This is a genomic window from Actinokineospora diospyrosa (assembly GCF_024171925.1).
In the GTDB taxonomy this organism is placed as follows: Bacteria; Actinomycetota; Actinomycetes; order Mycobacteriales; family Pseudonocardiaceae; genus Actinokineospora; species Actinokineospora diospyrosa.
In genome coordinates, this window is sequence record NZ_JAMTCO010000004.1 from 485,555 (window position 1) to 502,006 (window position 16,452).

At 70.7% G+C, this 16,452-nt stretch carries 12 protein-coding genes; 5 read left to right on the forward strand and 7 right to left on the reverse strand.

Going from position 1 to position 16,452, the window contains the following annotated elements:
- Positions 1-6 precede the first annotated feature (6 nt).
- Positions 7-726, reverse strand: a complete 720-nt coding sequence (locus LV75_RS09205; RefSeq protein ID WP_253886380.1) for a S1 family peptidase — start codon at positions 724-726, stop codon at positions 7-9.
- 324 nt (positions 727-1,050) lie between these two features.
- Between LV75_RS09205 and LV75_RS09210 the strand changes: the two genes are divergently transcribed.
- Both LV75_RS09210 and LV75_RS09215 read left to right on the forward strand, forming a co-directional pair.
- Positions 1,051-1,956, forward strand: a complete 906-nt coding sequence (locus tag LV75_RS09210; RefSeq protein WP_253886381.1) for a helix-turn-helix transcriptional regulator — start codon at positions 1,051-1,053, stop codon at positions 1,954-1,956.
- Between the two features lie 379 nt (positions 1,957-2,335).
- On the forward strand, positions 2,336-3,106 hold the full coding sequence (locus LV75_RS09215) for an SDR family NAD(P)-dependent oxidoreductase (protein WP_253886382.1): 771 nt from the start codon (positions 2,336-2,338) through the stop codon (positions 3,104-3,106).
- A gap of 470 nt (positions 3,107-3,576) precedes the next feature.
- Here LV75_RS09215 and LV75_RS09220 read toward each other — a convergent pair whose 3' ends face one another.
- The gene (locus LV75_RS09220) at positions 3,577-5,154 is read right to left on the reverse strand and encodes a M20/M25/M40 family metallo-hydrolase (RefSeq protein ID WP_253886383.1); all 1,578 of its coding nucleotides are present in this window, start codon (positions 5,152-5,154) and stop codon (positions 3,577-3,579) included.
- Between the two features lie 30 nt (positions 5,155-5,184).
- Positions 5,185-7,572: a Xaa-Pro dipeptidyl-peptidase gene (locus tag LV75_RS09225; RefSeq protein WP_253886384.1), complete on the reverse strand. Its 2,388-nt coding sequence runs from the start codon at positions 7,570-7,572 to the stop codon at positions 5,185-5,187.
- A 123-nt stretch (positions 7,573-7,695) separates the two neighbouring features.
- On the opposite strand from LV75_RS09225, the gene LV75_RS09230 reads away from it, so the two are divergent.
- The 3 genes from LV75_RS09230 to LV75_RS09240 all read left to right on the forward strand — a co-directional run bounded on the left by LV75_RS09230 (position 7,696) and on the right by LV75_RS09240 (position 11,563).
- Positions 7,696-7,959, forward strand: a complete 264-nt coding sequence (locus LV75_RS09230; RefSeq protein WP_253886385.1) for a hypothetical protein — start codon at positions 7,696-7,698, stop codon at positions 7,957-7,959.
- A gap of 351 nt (positions 7,960-8,310) precedes the next feature.
- The gene (locus tag LV75_RS09235; RefSeq protein ID WP_253886386.1) at positions 8,311-9,198 is read left to right on the forward strand and encodes an XRE family transcriptional regulator; all 888 of its coding nucleotides are present in this window, start codon (positions 8,311-8,313) and stop codon (positions 9,196-9,198) included.
- 259 nt (positions 9,199-9,457) lie between these two features.
- Complete coding sequence (locus LV75_RS09240; RefSeq protein ID WP_253886387.1) at positions 9,458-11,563, forward strand: carbohydrate binding domain-containing protein; 2,106 nt, start codon at positions 9,458-9,460, stop codon at positions 11,561-11,563.
- A gap of 63 nt (positions 11,564-11,626) precedes the next feature.
- Here the strand turns inward: LV75_RS09240 and LV75_RS09245 are convergent, their stop codons facing one another.
- The 4 genes from LV75_RS09245 to LV75_RS09260 form a co-directional block, all read right to left on the reverse strand.
- Complete coding sequence (locus LV75_RS09245; protein WP_253886388.1) at positions 11,627-12,184, reverse strand: DUF3995 domain-containing protein; 558 nt, start codon at positions 12,182-12,184, stop codon at positions 11,627-11,629.
- Entirely contained in the window at positions 12,181-14,751 is a 2,571-nt protein-coding gene (locus LV75_RS09250) for a S41 family peptidase (protein ID WP_253886389.1), read from the reverse strand. The genes LV75_RS09245 and LV75_RS09250 overlap by 4 nt, the downstream gene beginning before the upstream one ends.
- Positions 14,748-15,326 carry a flavoprotein gene (locus tag LV75_RS09255; RefSeq protein ID WP_253886390.1) on the reverse strand — a complete coding sequence of 193 codons (579 nt, stop codon included), beginning with the start codon at positions 15,324-15,326 and terminating at the stop codon, positions 14,748-14,750. The genes LV75_RS09250 and LV75_RS09255 overlap by 4 nt, the downstream gene beginning before the upstream one ends.
- Positions 15,327-15,582: 256 nt before the next feature.
- The gene (locus LV75_RS09260; RefSeq protein WP_253886391.1) at positions 15,583-16,284 is read right to left on the reverse strand and encodes a GNAT family N-acetyltransferase; all 702 of its coding nucleotides are present in this window, start codon (positions 16,282-16,284) and stop codon (positions 15,583-15,585) included.
- Positions 16,285-16,452 lie beyond the last annotated feature (168 nt).

Below are 16,452 nucleotides of genomic sequence, written 5' to 3' on the forward strand. Positions count from 1 at the left end.
TCCACATCAGACACCCGCGACGGACTGGATCCAGGAACGGTAGCGGGTGATGTTGGTGTAGGTCGTGTAGTCCGAGCGGTTGCTGGTCGAGGCGACCCCGACCTGGCGGCCACTGGCGAACATGGGGCCACCGGAGTCACCGCCCGCGGTGATGCCGTTGTACCAGTAGGCACCGACGCCCACGCCGCCGAAGTAGTCGCGGTCGTTGACCGTGGCGACCCGGACCGTGGCGACCTTGAGGTAGCGCGACTGGCAGTTGATCTCGGCCTGGTTGGTGCAGGTGGCGCCCCAGCCCAGCACCGAGACGTACTGGTTGACCGCGACGTCGGCGGTGGTGCCCAGCGGCGACGGGGTGTTGTTGACCGCGCGGTCCAAGCGCACGATCGCCAGGTCGGCCGCGGAGTGGGTGGTGGTCTGCGACCCGTAGGCGATGGTGCCGCCGGTGGTCTGGTCGAGGCTGCCGATGCGGAAGGACAGGGACCCGCCGACGCAGTGCCGGGCGGTGAGGACGTAGCGGGGGGCGATCAGCGTCGCGGTGCAGTTCTGCGTTCCGTTGAGGAACAGCCGAGCCGCCCACGGCGCGTTCTGGTTGTACGTGCCGCCGCCGATGATCTGGACGCTGCCACCGGGCTCCTCGGGCGGGGCGGGCTTGGCCGAGGCGGACGGGGCGATCGCGAGCGCCGCGGCGACCGCGGCCAGGGCGACTACCGCTTTGAACACCTTCATGTGCCATCGCTTTCCTCCGCGCCGGGACAGGGTGCGCGGATTGTCGACCGGCCCGGCGGGACACCGGGCCGTGCAGGGGGACACCCGCAAATAGTGCTGATGGCGACAGAGGGTGATCAATCCGTACCGGACACTTATAAATTGTAGAAGCGGTACTTACTTTGACAGAATTGATCCGGAACCACCTATTCATCCCGGTCGGCTGTCAACCGTATGCCGGTCGCCGGGGGTGCGAAGTTCCCCCGCCCGGGGTGGCGCGATCGTTCAAGACCACGCACCCGACCGGACCTACCCTTGCCTCAGTCGAGTCGGAGGGAGGGCCCCGTGGACGAGTTCGCCAGCGCGCGGTTGGTCGGCGTGGTGCGCCGCGGCCTCGCCGTCGCCGGGATCGAGACCACCGCTCCCCCGGCCCGCGGCGCACTGCTCCCGCTGTCGGCGAAGCGCCGGTACTTGGCGGGGATCGCCCGCGAGCACGGGCTGCTGCCGTTGCTGCGGGTCGGCGCCGTGCTACCGGAACTGGCCGCGGACCCCGCGGTCTCGGCGCTGTCGCGGACGGACTCCCCGGCGGACCTGGTCGAGCGGTGGCGCCGGTTGGAGCGGTTCACCCACTCGCGGCACCGGGTCGAGGTAGCCGGCCGTGGTGTCGACGAACTGGACCTGACGCACGTCGGGCCGCCGGGGTCGCCGCCGGAACCGGCTGAGGACGCGGTGGTGCTCGGGGTGCTGGTGGCACTGCTCGGACTGATCGGGGTCCGGGGCGTTGGGGTGACCGCCGGTGAGGTGGAGGTGTGCGTCTCCGGGGAGTTCGTCGCCCCGCTACCGGAGTCCGGATCCGCGCGGTGGCACGTGACGTGGACTTCAACGGCGGCGCCGGATCCGGTGATACTCGGCGAACAGGACGTGGTGGCTGCCGCACGCGGACTGCTCGGCGCCGACCTCGCCCGGCGGTGGACGGTGGACGAGCTGGCCGGACGGCTGGGGACCTCGCGGCGCGGCCTGCAACGGCGACTGCGGGAGGCGGGCGGCTTCCAGGACATGCTGGGCACAGCGCGAACCGAGGCCGCGGCGGGATTGTTGCTGGGCGGGGCGCATTCACTGAGCACGATCGGGTTCGCGTGCGGATACACCGACCAACCCCACTTCACCCGCGACTTCACACGGCGGACCGCCATGACGCCCTCAGCGTATCGAGGGGCGTTCGGGGCCTCACACAAGATCAAACCGCGCTGAGCAGCCCCCGATACACAGCTTACCGGCGAAGGCCGGCGGAACACGCCCGCCGAGTGGCGGGCTGTGGACAACTCAGCTGGGGGTCGGGCCCACCGGAAGTAGTGATGAGTCCGAAGGAGACCGGGATAGACGCGGCCCTCGGGGTCGGGCTGCAACTAGCCCGGCAACCGGCGGAGCCGGGGAGCGCGTCGTGGCGGCAGGGCTGACGGAATACGCCCGGCGAGAGGCGGGCCATGGACAACTCGACTGTGGGGCAGAGAAATCGGGGCACGCCGGAAGTGGCGGTGGGGCTGACGGAATGCGGTCGGTGAGTGGTGGGGTTGTGGACGATTCGGTTGTAGGTAGGGGAAATCGAGGCATGCCCGGAGGTGGTGGTGCCGTGAGAGTGGAGGAGATGGGGATGGAACTGGCTGGGCGGACGGTGTTGGTGACGGGTGGGGCGCGGGGGGTCGGGCTGGAGTTGACCCGGCAGTTGGTGGGGTTGGGGGCGCGGGTTGTGGCGGTGGGCCGGGACGCGGCGGCGCTGGACGCGGTGGTGGCGGAGCACGGGTCGCGGGTGTCGGGGTACGTGGTCGACCTGGCGGACCCGGTGGCGACGGCGGGGTTCGTGGCGGCGGTGGTGCGGTGGCACCCGGAGCTGTCGGTGGTGATCAACAACGCTGGGGTGCAGACGCCGGTGGAATACCTGCGGGACGACGTGACTCACGCCAGGGCGGCGGCGCGGCAGGAGATCGCGATCAACCTGGAGGCGGTGGTCACGCTGTCGACGGGGTTGCTGCCGTGGCTGAGCGAGCGGGACTCGGCGGCGATCGTCAACATCACGACGGGCCTGGCGCTCGCGCCCAAGGCGTCGGCACCGGTTTACTGCGCGACGAAGGCGGCGGTGCGGACGTTCACCAGAGCCCTGCGCTACCAGTGCGAGGCCGACGCGCCCCACGTGAAGGTGATCGACGCCGTGTTCCCCCTGGTCGACACCGACATGACCCGCGGCAGGGGCACCAACAAGATCACCGCGACCGCGGCGGCGACCGCCGTCCTCAACAGCATCCGCCGGGGCGCGCCGATCGCCTACATCGGGAAGACGGGCCTGCTCAACACGATCATGCGGGTATCCCCGGCGCTGGGACACAAGATCATGCGCGCCAGCTAACCCCCGACCGAGACGCCAGCCCCGCCACGCTCGAGAGCAGCGCTCTCCATCACGGCGCAACCAGACGAGAGCGGTGCTCTCCATTGCGGACAGCGCCCTCCAACCGAAAGCGGCAACCGCAACCGAACCCCGGACGCGGCAGCGCAACAAGATCGCCCCCGCGGGCCCGGAGGACAGGAAGACCAGCGGGAGCTCCAGGCAAGAGAGCACGCTCTCCACAGGAGCACGCTTCTCCCAGTGGCGAGCGACGCTCGCCCGCGACACGAGGCTGGACAGGAATCGCGGACGCACCGAGAGCACCGCTCACGACAGAGAGCACCGCTCTCCAGTGTGGGCAGTGCTCTCTACGAGGAGCAGCAGTCTCTCGGCCTGCCGAGATCTGGCCAGAGCGGGCTCGCGGAGGCCTGCGTGGTAGGCGGGCGGGAGTGGGGCCCGGGGTGGCCGGAAGGGCCACCCCGGGCGGTGTGGGGTTAGCGGACCGGGGCCTGGAGGTCGAGGGTCCAGGAGTCGATCTTGCCCACGTCGTTGGTGGCGGCGTCGCGGACTCGGAGGATCCAGGTGCCGTTGGCGGTCTCGGAGCGGAGGTCGAGGGGGTAGGTCTTGTTGATGTTGTCGGCGCTGCCTCCGGTGCGGTTGTGCAGTACGTACGGGGTTCCGTCCGGGGCTACCAGGGTGACGACGAGATCACCCTGGTAGGTGTGCTGGATCGCGACCGCGACCGCGCTGTTCGCGCCGCCCTGGCCGGGGCAGTTGGTGAGCGTGATGCGGCTCTCCACGGTCGCGTTGTCCGGGATCGCCACGTCCGCGCCGTTGGTCGCGCGGCAGCCGACCGGGGCGTCGTTGCGGATGGTGAGGGTGTACGTCGCGGTGCGGGTGCCGCTGGTGCCGGTCCCGGTGACCACCACCGAGTACGAGCCCACCGGGGCCGCCGCGGACAGGGCGATCGTCAGGGTCGACTGCTGGCCCGAGGTGACCGTCTGCGGGGTGAAGGTCGCCGTGGCGTTGGCGGGCAAGCCCGCGGCGGACAGGGCGACCTGCTGGCTCTGGCCCGCGATCGTCGCGGTGGTGACCGTGGTGGTCAGGGTGTTGCCGGGCATCCCGTCACCGGAGGTGGGCGAGACCGAGACCGCGAAGTCGTTCACCGGGGTGTCGGAGACGCCCGCGAGCTTCCACACGGTGTGCGCGATTGCATTGGTGCTGTGGCCCATGGTGCGCGAACCGACGTTGCTGATCGTGTCGCACGCGGCGTGGTAGCAGGGGTCGGTGCCGGAGCCGATGCCGCCGACGGTGATGTTGTACTTGGTGAACGAGGAGTGGTCGGAGCTGCCGTTCCAGGTGATCGGGGTGGTCGGGATCCCCTTGGCCTGGAAGTACTCCTTGAAGTGGTTCGAGATGGTGGCATTGTGGTTGTAGACGCCCCAGGTGGTGACGTCCTTCTGGCCGACCATGTCGAAGTTGAGGTACGCGGTGATCTTGCTGCGCTCGGTGGCGGCGAGGTTGTCCGCGTAGTACTTCGAGCCGATCAGGCCCAGTTCTTCCGCGCCCCACCAACCGAAGCGCAGCCGCTTCTCCGGTCGCAGGTTCGCCCGCGACACCGCGAGCGCGACCTCCAGCACCGCCGCGGTGCCCGACCCGTTGTCGTTGATCCCGGGCCCCGCGGTGACGCTGTCGAGGTGCGCACCGGCCATGACGACCTTGGTCGCGTCGCCGTGCGGCCACTCGGCGATGACGTTCCACCCCGTGGCGCCGTTGTGGGTGAAGGGCTGCAACGTCGTCGTGAAGCCCGCCGCGTCGAGCTTGCCCTTGACGTAGTCGGCCGACGCGCGGAAGCCGGGCCTGCCGTGCGCGCGGTTGCCGCCGTTGTTGGTGGCGATGGTCTGCAACTGGTTGAGGTGGGCCATGACGTTCTCGACCGGGATCTCCGGGGCGGCCGCGACGAACGCGGGCGCCTGCACGGCCGCGGGCACGGAGTTCGCGATGCCCGCCGTGACCGAGATGGCGAGCAGCGTTGTCACCGCGCCCGCGAGTACCACTCTGATGGGTTTCACCTTGTCTCCTCGAAAGTCTCAGGCGCGCGGTCAGCGCATGTTCAGTGCCCAGGCGCGGATGGCGCCGACGTCGTTGGTCGCGGCGTCCTGCACCCGCAACTTCCACAGCCCCTCAGCCGGTTCGGCCGACAGGTTCACCGTGTAGGTCCGCACGATGTTGTCCGCCGAGCCGCCGGTCCGGTTGTGCAGCACGTACGGGGTGCCGTCCGGGGCGACGAGGGTGACGACGAGGTCGCCCTGGTAGGTGTGTTCGATGTCGACGTCCACCTTGCTGGTGGCCGACGGCGCTTGCGGGCAACCGGAGATCCGCACCGAGCTCTCCACCGTGGCGTTGTCCGGGATCGGCACCCTGGTGTCGTTGCGGTTGAGGCACCCGTTGTCCACCACCGGGACCTGCAGCGTGTAGCCGGCGGTCTTGGCCGTGCTGGTGCCCTGGGCGCGGATGGTGATCGCGTGGTTGCCCGGCTGGGTGTTCTGGGCCAGCGCGATCGACAGGGTCGACTGGGCACCGGAGGTCACCGTGGCCGGGGTGAAGGTGGCCGTGGCACCCGTCGGGAGCCCGGTCGCCGTGAGGGTGAGCGGCTGCGGGCTGCCCGACGTGGTCGCGGTGCTGACCGTGGTGGTGATCGTCTGCCCCGGGACACCGGTGCCCGACGCGGGGTTGACCGAGACGGAGAAGTCGCCGTTGGGCTGGGAAACACCGGTCAACGGGATGGTCACCGAGCTCTGCCCGGGGGCCAACCGCAGCTGGGTGCCCGCGGTGGGCCGCAGCGTGTAGTCGTAGTCGGTGGAGATCACGACCAGCCCGATGCGGCGACCGGCGGCGAACACGTGGTCCTTGGGCTGCAGGGCGAACGTGAGGTCGTACTCCTGCCCCTGCACCACGGCTTGCCCGGAAGTCGAGCCCGCTCGGTTCTGCGGGTCGATCCAACCCCGGGTGACGATCACCGGTGTGCTGCCGCCGTAGTCGACCAGCAGCGCGGTCACGTTGGCGTCCTTGCGGTTCTCGACCGCCATCCGCAGGGTCACCCGCGGCGTGCCGGACAGCTTGACCTGGCTGGGCAGCGCCTCACTGCGGTAGACGAGCCTGCTGCCGTTGGCGCTGTCCGGGCTCGCGACGAGCGAAGTGGCGTTCGTCGTCCGTCCATTGTCGACGAATGTCTGCTTCACCTCACCGCCGGTTCCGTTGAGCGTCAACGTTCCCGGCGCGGTGGCCGAGGTCGCGCCGAAGCGGAACACGGCGTCGCGGGCGGCCGGGTCCGGCCAGTCGGCGAAGCGCTGCCAGGTGCCGTCGGGGAACTGCACCTCGGCCTTGGGCTCGGTCATGATCCCGTTGTCGATGCCCTTGAGGTGGTAGTCGAACCACTTGAGCACCGTCGCCTGGTAGTCCGTGCGCGACGGGGCGCCGTGACCGCCGCGGTGCAGCCAGATCTTGCGCGGGACGTTGTTGGCCTTGAGGGCTTCCCACCACTGGGCGTACTGCTGGCCCTTGACGTTCCAGTCGGCCTGCCCGTGCATGACGAACACGCCCGCGGTGACCTTGTTGGCGTCGCGCAGGTAGTCGCGCTGCTGCCAGAACGCGGTGGCGTCGCCGCTGACCCGGTCCTGGTCGCGGGTGAGGTTCGCGAGCTGCCCCGAGCAGCGCGAAGCGTTGCCCACGACGGCCTTCGCGAGCACGTCGGCGTCCTCGCCCTGGTAGCCGCCCGGCGCGACGACCAGGCCGTTGGCGCGGTAGTAGTCGTACCAGCGGGAGATCGCGGCGATCGGGACGATGGCCTTGAGGCCCGCCACCCCGGACGCGGCGACGGCGTTGGGCAGGGTGCCGTTGTAGGAGATGCCGATCATGCCGACGTTGCCGGTGCTCCAGCTCGCCTGGACCTCCGAGCCCGAGGCGTTGTAGCCCTTGGCGCGGCCGTTGAGCCAGTCGATGACCGCGGTGGCGCCGAGGGTCTCGTTGCGGTCACCGGTGGTCGGGCAGCCGTCGGAGTCGCCGGTGCCGATGCTGTGCCCCATGACCACGGCGTAGCCGCGGGGCACGAAGTAGTCGTCGTACCAGTCCGGCAGGTCGGGCGCGGGGCGCAGCGCGTCGACTCCCCCGGCGGCGGTCAGGCCGAACAGCCCCTCTTGGGGCAGCCGGTCGACGTTGGGGTTGTAGTTCGGCGCCGTGTTCAAGCCCTTGACGTAAGGGCTGTGCTCGAACACGACCGGCACCCGAGTACTACCCGCGGGTCGTGAGATGTCGATGGCGACTCGGTCGAGCCGCCCGTTGTTGTCGGTGTCCACACTCGTCTCGACGTAAACACGTTCCTCGAGCATGGCCGTGGTGCTCTCGCGCGCGTTCGCCGCGGTGGTGGCCAAAGGGACACCACCACCGACGACAACCGCGGCGACGAGCACGACACGGGGCAGGGACCGCATGCGGTGCTCCTCTACTTGTGCAGGGACCACCAGCCAGCCGTACCCGGCCCGCCGAGTCAATACGCCGACCGGCACCCGCGCATAACAGGGATCACCGGCGGCGCTTAATGCTTGAGGCCAACTGTGGATTCACAGAGTGCCGTCGCCGCCGCCGAACACCGGCCGCAACCGGACCGACCGCATCCCGCCACCGCGGTGGCCGATCACCGCACCGGTGGCGATGAGGTCAACTCGTCGGCGGAGATCTGCGGCATCCCGATCGGCACGCTAGCGCGCCGACCGCCGGTCGAGGTCGGCGCCTGCCGGGTCGGGTTGCGGCGGGTCAACCCGGGGCGCGGTCGCGGGCTGGATCGGGACGGCTCGACCGTGGTCTCACCCGCCCGGTAGCGCTCCCAGCCCGCCTGCGGTAGCCCGTACGGCCGGGTGGGCCACGCCGGGGACACCCGTACTTATTTCCCCGGCGTGGGTCGTCAATTTATCAGGGTACTTATTCTATTACGCCACTATTGCGCACTGAATCGCGATCGAGGTACGGAACCTACGACAATAGGGCCATTTCGCCCTGGTCGGCAACCCGCTGTGATCGGGCGTGGCTGGGGGCGACCGGTGGAAAACAGCGGTTGTTGTTGTACACGCTCAGTGCTGGACACCGGGGTCGTGGCGTCCGATAGTGGTAACCCGCGCGGACCGGCGCCGCACAGCGCACCCATCCGTGGCCGGACCTCATGGAGGCAGTCGATGGCGCGACCGGTCCGCACACCGGAGTTGGGGCGCGACCCGAGCCGGGTGCCCCGCGGCGGCACCTTCGCCCAGGCGCTCGACGCCGCGATCACCGCGCGCGGGTTGACCCTCGACCGGGTCCGCTACCACCTCGCCGAGCAGGGCGTCGACGTCAGCGTGGCGACGTTGAGCTACTGGCGGCGCGACCGCAGGCGCCCCGAGCGCGAGGAGTCGCTGCGCGCGGTGCAAGCGCTGGAGTCGCTGCTCGGCCTGCCAGCGACCTCGCTGATCACCCTGCTCGGCCCGCCCAAACCGCGCGGGCGGTGGTTGCGCAGGCCCAGCGAGCTGCCGATGGCCGCGGAGTTCGACGACCCGGACGAGGGCGAGTCCTGCCTGGTGTCGGTGCACGACGTGTTCACCGTCGGCGACGACCACGCCGAGCGCGGCGCCCGGTCGCGGCTGGTGGTGCGCGGTGAGCGCGGCAGGGTCACCCGCTGCCTGGTGCGCTACCAGGCCGACACCCCGGACTTCCCGCCCGCCCTGGTCGACGTGCGGTTCTGCCGCCGCGGCCGGGTGCGGGTGGACGAGACCGGGTTGATGGTCGCCGAACTCGTGCTGGACCGGGCGCTGCGCGAGGGCGAGCACGCGGTCGTGGAGTACGAGATGGCCGCGGCGCCGGGGCCGCCGGTGGAGTTCTACTACCGGCAGTTCCTGGCCCCGGTGGCCGAGTACAGCCAGCAGATCCAGTTCGAGGGCGCGCGCCCGGCGCACTGCCACGGGTTCCGGCAGAGCTCGCTGAGCGCGCCGGAGGTGGTCGAGCCGCTGGCGGTGGGCCCCTCCGGGGCCAGCAGCCAGGTGGGGTTCAACCTGGCGCCGGGGGTGTTCGGGACCCGCTGGAGCTGGTGAGGCGAGTTCTTCACAGTTTAACCGTTGGTGAACCCGAGCCGACCGACCGGAGTTCACAGTATTCGCGTCCCGTCGGGGAGTTACACCAACAAGATTGCTTACTTACCGCAGCGGCGGTCATTCTATCGGGCGTCACCCTGCGAGTGACGGCGGTTCAGTCGTCCGAAAGGCACCCCGTATGCAGCGCACATTGGGGAGAATTCCCCTCACGCTTTCCCTGTCCCTTTCCGCCGCGGTCGTGGCCGGAACCATTTTCGCGGTGACCGGTCCAGCCACCGCGGCCAACCCCACCCCGACCGCGGCCGCGTCGACGTGCTCGCTGAGCACCCCCGACGCCAAGTCGGAGAAGGCGCCGAGCTGCGTCGCCGCCGACGTCTCGCTCGACCGCCTGCCCGCCGTCGGCGAGTCAGCCACGGTGACCGTCCAGGTCCGGTCCGAGGTGGACATCGCCACCGCGCGGCTCGCGGTGAAGGTCCCCGACACGCTGCGCCTGGACCCCGGCTCCAGCGGCCTGTCCGCCGCCCGCACCGTCGGCCTCGACCAGGTCGCCGACCAGCAGTTCGCGCTGTCGCGCTCGGGCCGCGCGGTCTCGTTCAAGGTCACCGCGCTCGCGGCGGGACCGGTCAACATCCAGGCCGACGTGACCAGTGTGGACAGCCCGGCCGCGGAGCGCTCCGCGCACGGCTCGGCCACGCTCACCGTCGCCGAGCAGAAGGGCGCCTCGAAGGCGGGCATCAGCTCCACCGGCGCGCTCGCGGTGACCAAGCAGGCGCCCGGGGCGCGCATCGCCGCGGCCGCCGCGCCCGGCCAGATCTGCGCCACCGGCGCGCTGCAGTACGCCAACCAGGCGGGCACCTACCTGCCCGCCCGCACCGTCAAGGTCCAGGTGGCGGCCAAGGCGACCTCGTCGTCGACCGCCCAATACGTGGCCACCGGCGCCACCGGCAGCGACGGCGCGTACTCGGTCTGCTTCAACTCGACCACGACCCAGTACCAGGTGTGGGTGGAGTTCGCGACGGACTCGACCATGTGGAAGGTGACCAACAACGCGGGCACCGCGCTCTACACGCTGGCCACCTCGGCGAAGACCAACGTCGCCAGCGGCACCGACGCCGCGTTCGGCACCAGCACGCCGACCTCGACGAACATGCGCGCCTGGCACGCCTTCGACACGGTCAACAAGCTGTGGGCCGCGCACGGCAGCAGCACCTGCTGGACCAGCCGGGAGACCAGCAACTGCCGCAAGATCGTCATCCACTGGCAGCCGGGCAGCACCGACGGCACCTACTTCCAGAACGGCGTGGCCGTCGCCAGCCGCTACATCGCGCTGACCGACGCCGACCCCGACTCCGAGCACACCGTGCTGCACGAGTCCGGCCACTTCCTGATGGACATGCTCTACGGCGGCTGGTGGGCCGCGAGCGACTGCCCGTCGCCGCACTACCTGCACCTGGTCACCGGCAGCAACTGCGCGTGGACCGAGGGCTTCGCCAACGCCGTCGCGGGCTACGTGATGGGTGACGGCCGCTACTACTGGGCCGACGGCAGCTGGATCGACCTCATGCAGACCAACTGGTACAACCCCAACCAGACCGCGGGCCGCACCAACATGCAGGACGGCGACAAGGTCGAGGGCCGCGTCGCGGGTGCCCTGATCGACCTGTGGCGCCGGGTGGACAGCGGTCCACTGGGGACCTTCGGGCTGATGGTGGGCAACACCTCCAGCAGCTTCAAGGAGTTCGTGGTGACCGACCGGCCGACCAAGGGCCTGGACACCTCGACCACGACGATGAACCTGATCTACACCCACACCATCGACTACCGCAGCAACGGGACGACGCCGCCGGGCACCACCACCCCGCCGACGACCACCACGCCGCCAACGACGACCACCACCCCGAACCCGGGCACCAGCCTGATCACCAACGGCGGCTTCGAGAGCGGCTCCACCGGCTGGACCGTCACCGGCGGCTCGGTCGGCAACTGGACCTACTACAAGGCCCAGGCCGGTAGCTACTACGCGTGGCTGGGCGGCAACGGCCAGGTCAACACCGACACGGTGAGCCAGAACATCACCATCCCGGCCACGGCCAACGCCGCGACCCTGACCTTCTACCTGCGGGTCGCCACCGCCGAGTCGGGCAGCACCGCCTACGACTACCTGCGGGTCCAGGCGATCAGCGGCTCCACCACCACCAACCTGAAGACCTACAGCAACGCCAACGCCAACTCCGGCTACGCGCTGCAGACGGTCGACCTCTCCGCCTACAAGGGGAAGACGATCACGTTGCGGTTCTACGGCACCGAGGACAGCAACCTGCAGACCGACTTCCTCGTGGACACGGTGGCCGTCACCACAAGCTGACGAGCACCGGGCACCCCGGGCCCGTCGAGCGCGCACCCCGCGCTCGGCGGGCCCGGTCCGCTTTCAGTTCACTGTGGACAGACGGCGGCGGCGGGCGTTGCGGGTGTAGTAGCCAGCGGTGATCGCCATGAGCACACCCCAGACGATGAACCACGGGTCCCAGATGTAGAGGTGGCCGTAGAAGCCGCGCCAGTCCATGCCGCCTGGCGGGACGAGGACCCCGGCGCGGACCATCAGCTGGATGCCGATCTGCACACCGCCGTAGACGATCAGGACCGCGGCGCCGCCCCAGCCCGCCAGCAGCAACATCCAGTGCCGGAACAGGCGGCGGCCCCACGGCTGCACCAACGCCAACGCCACGAACCCGCCCGCGGTCTTGACGATCCCGGCGAACCACACCGCGAAGTAGATGACCGGGTCACCCGCCTGGACGCGTTCCAGCGCCTCGCGGCCGACGGTGTCGAGCGCGAACGTGCCACCGAAACCCCAGTAGAAGCTGGTCAGCGCGAACAGGAACGCGCACGCCGCGGTCGCGTACCCCGCCCACCGCCCGCGATCCACCGGAGCGCCGCCGGACAGATCACCGCTGGACACGCCATCGAACACGGCATCGCCGCTCATCCGATTTCCCCCTCGGAAGTCCCCCAACGCGATCCACGGTAGCAGGACCGGCACACCGGGTCACCGGAACGGGGCAGCAGCCGCAGGCGCGCCAGCAGCAGGGCCACCGCGCTGTCGAGTTGCGGGTCGAGGCACCCGGGGCCGTGCGGCTGGGCGTCGACGGCCACGTCCGGGGACACACCCCGGCCCTCGATGGGCTCGCCGACCTCGAAGGCGAACTCGGGTTGGGTGGTCACCGCGCCGTCGACCAGGCTGTGCCGGGGCCGGACGCCGACCGCGCCGCCCCAGGTGCGCGCCCCGACGATCGGACCGAGGCCCGCCGCCCGGAACGCCGCGCAGAACAGCTCCCCGTCCGAACCGGTGTACTCGTCGGCGACGACTACCAGCGCTTCCGGCGCGGGTGCCGGCCACGCCCGTGCTCGGCCGTACCGGGAGACGCGGGAGCCGCGCTGACGGCGGGACAACTCGTCGAGGACCTGCCACGACGCGTGCCCGCCCTCGTTGCCCCGCACGTCCACGACGAGCCCGGCCAACCCGCCCTCGGTCACCATGGCCTCGCGGAACCGGGTGAAGCCGCGTTTGCCCAGGTCAGGCAGGTGCAGGTAACCGATCCGACCGCCGCTGACCCCGTGCACCCGCCGCCGGTTCGCGGTCACCCACGCGGTGTGCCAAGGCCCGCGGTCGGGCACGGGACCGCGCCGGGGTGGTCGCTCGTCGGTGTGCGAGGCGGAGAGCTCCCCGTGCAGTTCGGCGAGCAGGTCGGAGAGCTCGGCGCGGGTCCGGACGCGCTCCACCAGCGGCGCGTACCGCTCCCAGGCCGTGTCCCAGGCCGCGCCGACCCGGGCCGTGTCCCACACGTGTTCGCGCTGCAGTCGCCACGCCTCGCCGAACATCTGCCGCCACTGGGCTCGCGGGGAGATCTCGACCCGGATGTCGGCCAGGTCCAGGGGCCGCCCGGCGATCCGCAACGCGCCGCGGTCGAGGCACACCACCGTGGTCCGGTCCGCTGACACGAGCACCGCGTCGGCGCGGGTCGGCGGGTCGGTCGACAGCGATCCATCGGCCGCTCGGGTGACGACCCCGTCGGTAGTCGCCAGGACTTGGCGGCACTCCCCCGCGCGCATTGCTTTGACCTGGCCGGAATCGAGGTCCATCGCGAACCACGTGGACACCGCACGCACCGCGATCTCCCCGGCGGGGCCGATCTGACTGGTGAACTCGCCTGGCCCGGTGAAGTGCAGTGTCCGGTCGTCGCTGAAGGACGGTGAGCGGTCCACACCCAGGGGCACCCTTGCTTGACGGGTGTGGCCATGGCGGTCGAACAGCCAGATCGACGCAGTGTGCGGGGATTCCGGGAACGAGCAGGCGAGCCAAACCCCGTCCGGCGACCAGGTCAGATCCCGAACCGGGTCGAAGTTGTTGCGCGCCAACAGTGTCACGGTCGCATCGGACAGTTCAACCAGGAGCAGCTCTTGGCGGCCGGTGGCGAGCGCTACGCGTGTTCCGTTGGGGTGCACGGCCAATTCGGTGATCACACCGAGGTCGCCGTGCGGTACCGGACCGTCGCCGAAGACGACCAACCGCTCGTGTTCGCGGCCCGCACTCGCGACACCGAGCAGGCGCTGACTGTCCAACCAGGACACCAGCCGGTGCCGCACGTCCGGGTCGCCGTGTTCGCGGGCAGCGCCGCTCTCGACGTCGACGCTCACCGCGCGGCCCCGCACCGTGATCGCGAGTCTGCTCCCGTCGGGGCTGATGTCCAGTGAGCCCAGGTTTCCCGCAGCCGGAACCTCAACGTCCGCAATGCTTTCCTCCGGCACCGCAACCGGAGCCTCCCACTCGTCGTGGGTCGCGGGATCCAGCAGGAAGATCGCCCCGGCGCGCTGGAACACCAAGCGCTGCCCGTCACCCGCGAGTGCCCGCGCGTAGTACTCGCCGGAGGTGTGCACGGTGAGATCTGAGCCATCGGGTGCGCACGAACAGACCTGACCGACGCCCTCGTGGTCGGACAGGAAGTACAGCCGCTCCCCCACCCAGCAAGGAGCATCAACCCCCGGCGGCAGATCCAGCCGACGGAACCGGCCGCCGTCGGACACCCAGAGGGCCCCGGCAGCGCCTCCGCGGTAGCGCTTGCGGCGGGCTTGATCGCCGAGTCCGGTGCGCACCGCCACGAGCCCCGGCCCGAACGCCACCGCGCCCGCGCGCATCGACCCGTACGGCTCGACCACCCCTTCGAGGTCAACGGTGTGCAGCCGCGCGACCGGCACCGGCTGCCGAGCACTACTCGCGTAGACAATTCGCCCACCGACCCACCCAGCCACCTCAGCGGGCACCCCGTCAGAAGTCAGGCGCCGGGCAGGCACACCGTCGGAAGACAGGCGGATGGTGGACACCTCGGGGTCGGCGTAGGCGACCAGCGCTCCGTCCGGGGAGAACCTGGGGGTCGACACCTCACCGCGCACCAGCAGGGACGCAAGACCACCGGTCACGGGTGCCGTCCACAGGGCAGCCCCGGCAACGAAGACGATGCGGTCGCCGTGCAGGTCTGGCCAGCGCAGATAGGTCACAGCAGGTCGCGGGCGGCTCGGAGGATGGCACCCAGGTCGGCCATCGCGCCGGGACCGACCTGGTCGGTGTGGACCGAGGTCCCGTCCCGGGGGCCGACGACGGTGTAGCCGTCCTCGGCGAGCAGGGCCACATTGCGCCGCACCGACGGCTTGCCCGATGCGGCCTCGGCGAACGCGGGCGCGATGACCACCGGCGCGGTCGTGCTGGTCACCACGCTCAGGGCCAGGCTGTCCGAGATCCCATGGGCACACTTCCCGACGAACGCGGCCGTCGCCGGTGCCACCACGACCAGGTCGGCCCACAACGCCAGTTCCTGGTGCTCGACGGTCCCCGCCCCGGTCCCGAACCCCGGCCCGGCGACCGGCGACCTGGTCGCGGCGGCCAGTGCGTCCGGCGCCACCAGGCGGGTCGCTGACCAGGTCAAACACGCCCGGACCGTGGTCCCGTACCACCGCCGCAGCAACAACGCCCAGGTCGGCAACAGGGTGACGCTGAACGACCCGGTACCGACCAGCAGCAGGTGCCCACGTGCGAGCGGCAGGTCCTCGGGAACATTCGCGGGTCGACCGGTCACACCCCCACCCCCCGGCGGCCACGGCCCCACCCGGCCAACGAGAACGAACGCCGAAGGGGCAACCGACCGCGGATCGGCGTCAAGGCGGCACGGAACAAACCAGCACCGACGAGCAGCGAGCGGCCTGCTCGGTCGCCGACCGAGCCCCGAGCCACCGGCCCGGTTGGCCGCACGATGACCGCGGTCCCGAACCGCAAGCAGGGTGATGACACGCCTGCCCCCGGCGAGTGCGGACGATCCGTCGTCGGCCGCCCGCTCACGACCCCGCCGCCTCGACCGGCAGGTGGCCGTTCTGCCTGGCGTGGCGGGACTGTTCCCGCAGTCGGCGGCCCGCGAGGTCGGCGAGGTGGGTGTTGCCGGTCTTGTCGAAGTAGTCGAGCAGGGTGCGCAGGGCTCGGGACTTGTCCTCGGCCGAGAGCGCCGGGGCGTCGCCGCCGAAGGTGCCCCGGGCGAGGAGGGCGTCGTACTCCTCGCGGAGCAGGGAGCAGACGACCATGTCGTGGTACTCGCCGTCGACGAAGGCGTAGTCGCGCAGGACGCCCTCCACGGTGAGCAGGCCGCGGGCGATGATCTTCATCGTCTCGCGGTTGTAGGTGCCGGTGGTGACCTCGACCCGGTGGGCGTTGAGGCTGTGGAACAGGTGCTTGAGCGCGGCGCCCCACGCGGCAGCGCCATAACCGCGCGACCAGGCGGCGGGGTCGCCGATGACCAGGCCGAGGTTGTAGTTGCCGAGGTAGCTCAGGGTCCGCCAGCTGACCGCGCCGACGGCGACGCCGTCCGGGTCGACGACCATCAGGTAGGTGTGGCCGGACGCGCGGACCTGCTCGCGCAGCTCAGCCGGGGTGCACAGCGGCGAGCCGCCGTTGGCGTAGACGCCCGCGGTGCCGTCGAGCCAGCCGACCAGCAGGTCGAAGTCGGGCTCGGTGATCTGCCGCAGTGTCACGAGGGTGCCGGACACGGTCCTCCTCACGGGGGCCACAGGGTGGGACTGCCGGGTTCGACTGGACGGCGACCGGTGCGTGGCGCGACGCTAGGCAGAGCCGGGGTGCGAGTCGATAGCAGCGACTCGCACCCCGACCCCGGTCACCGCCTGCGACCACGCGGTCGCGGGACGGCTCAGCAGTGG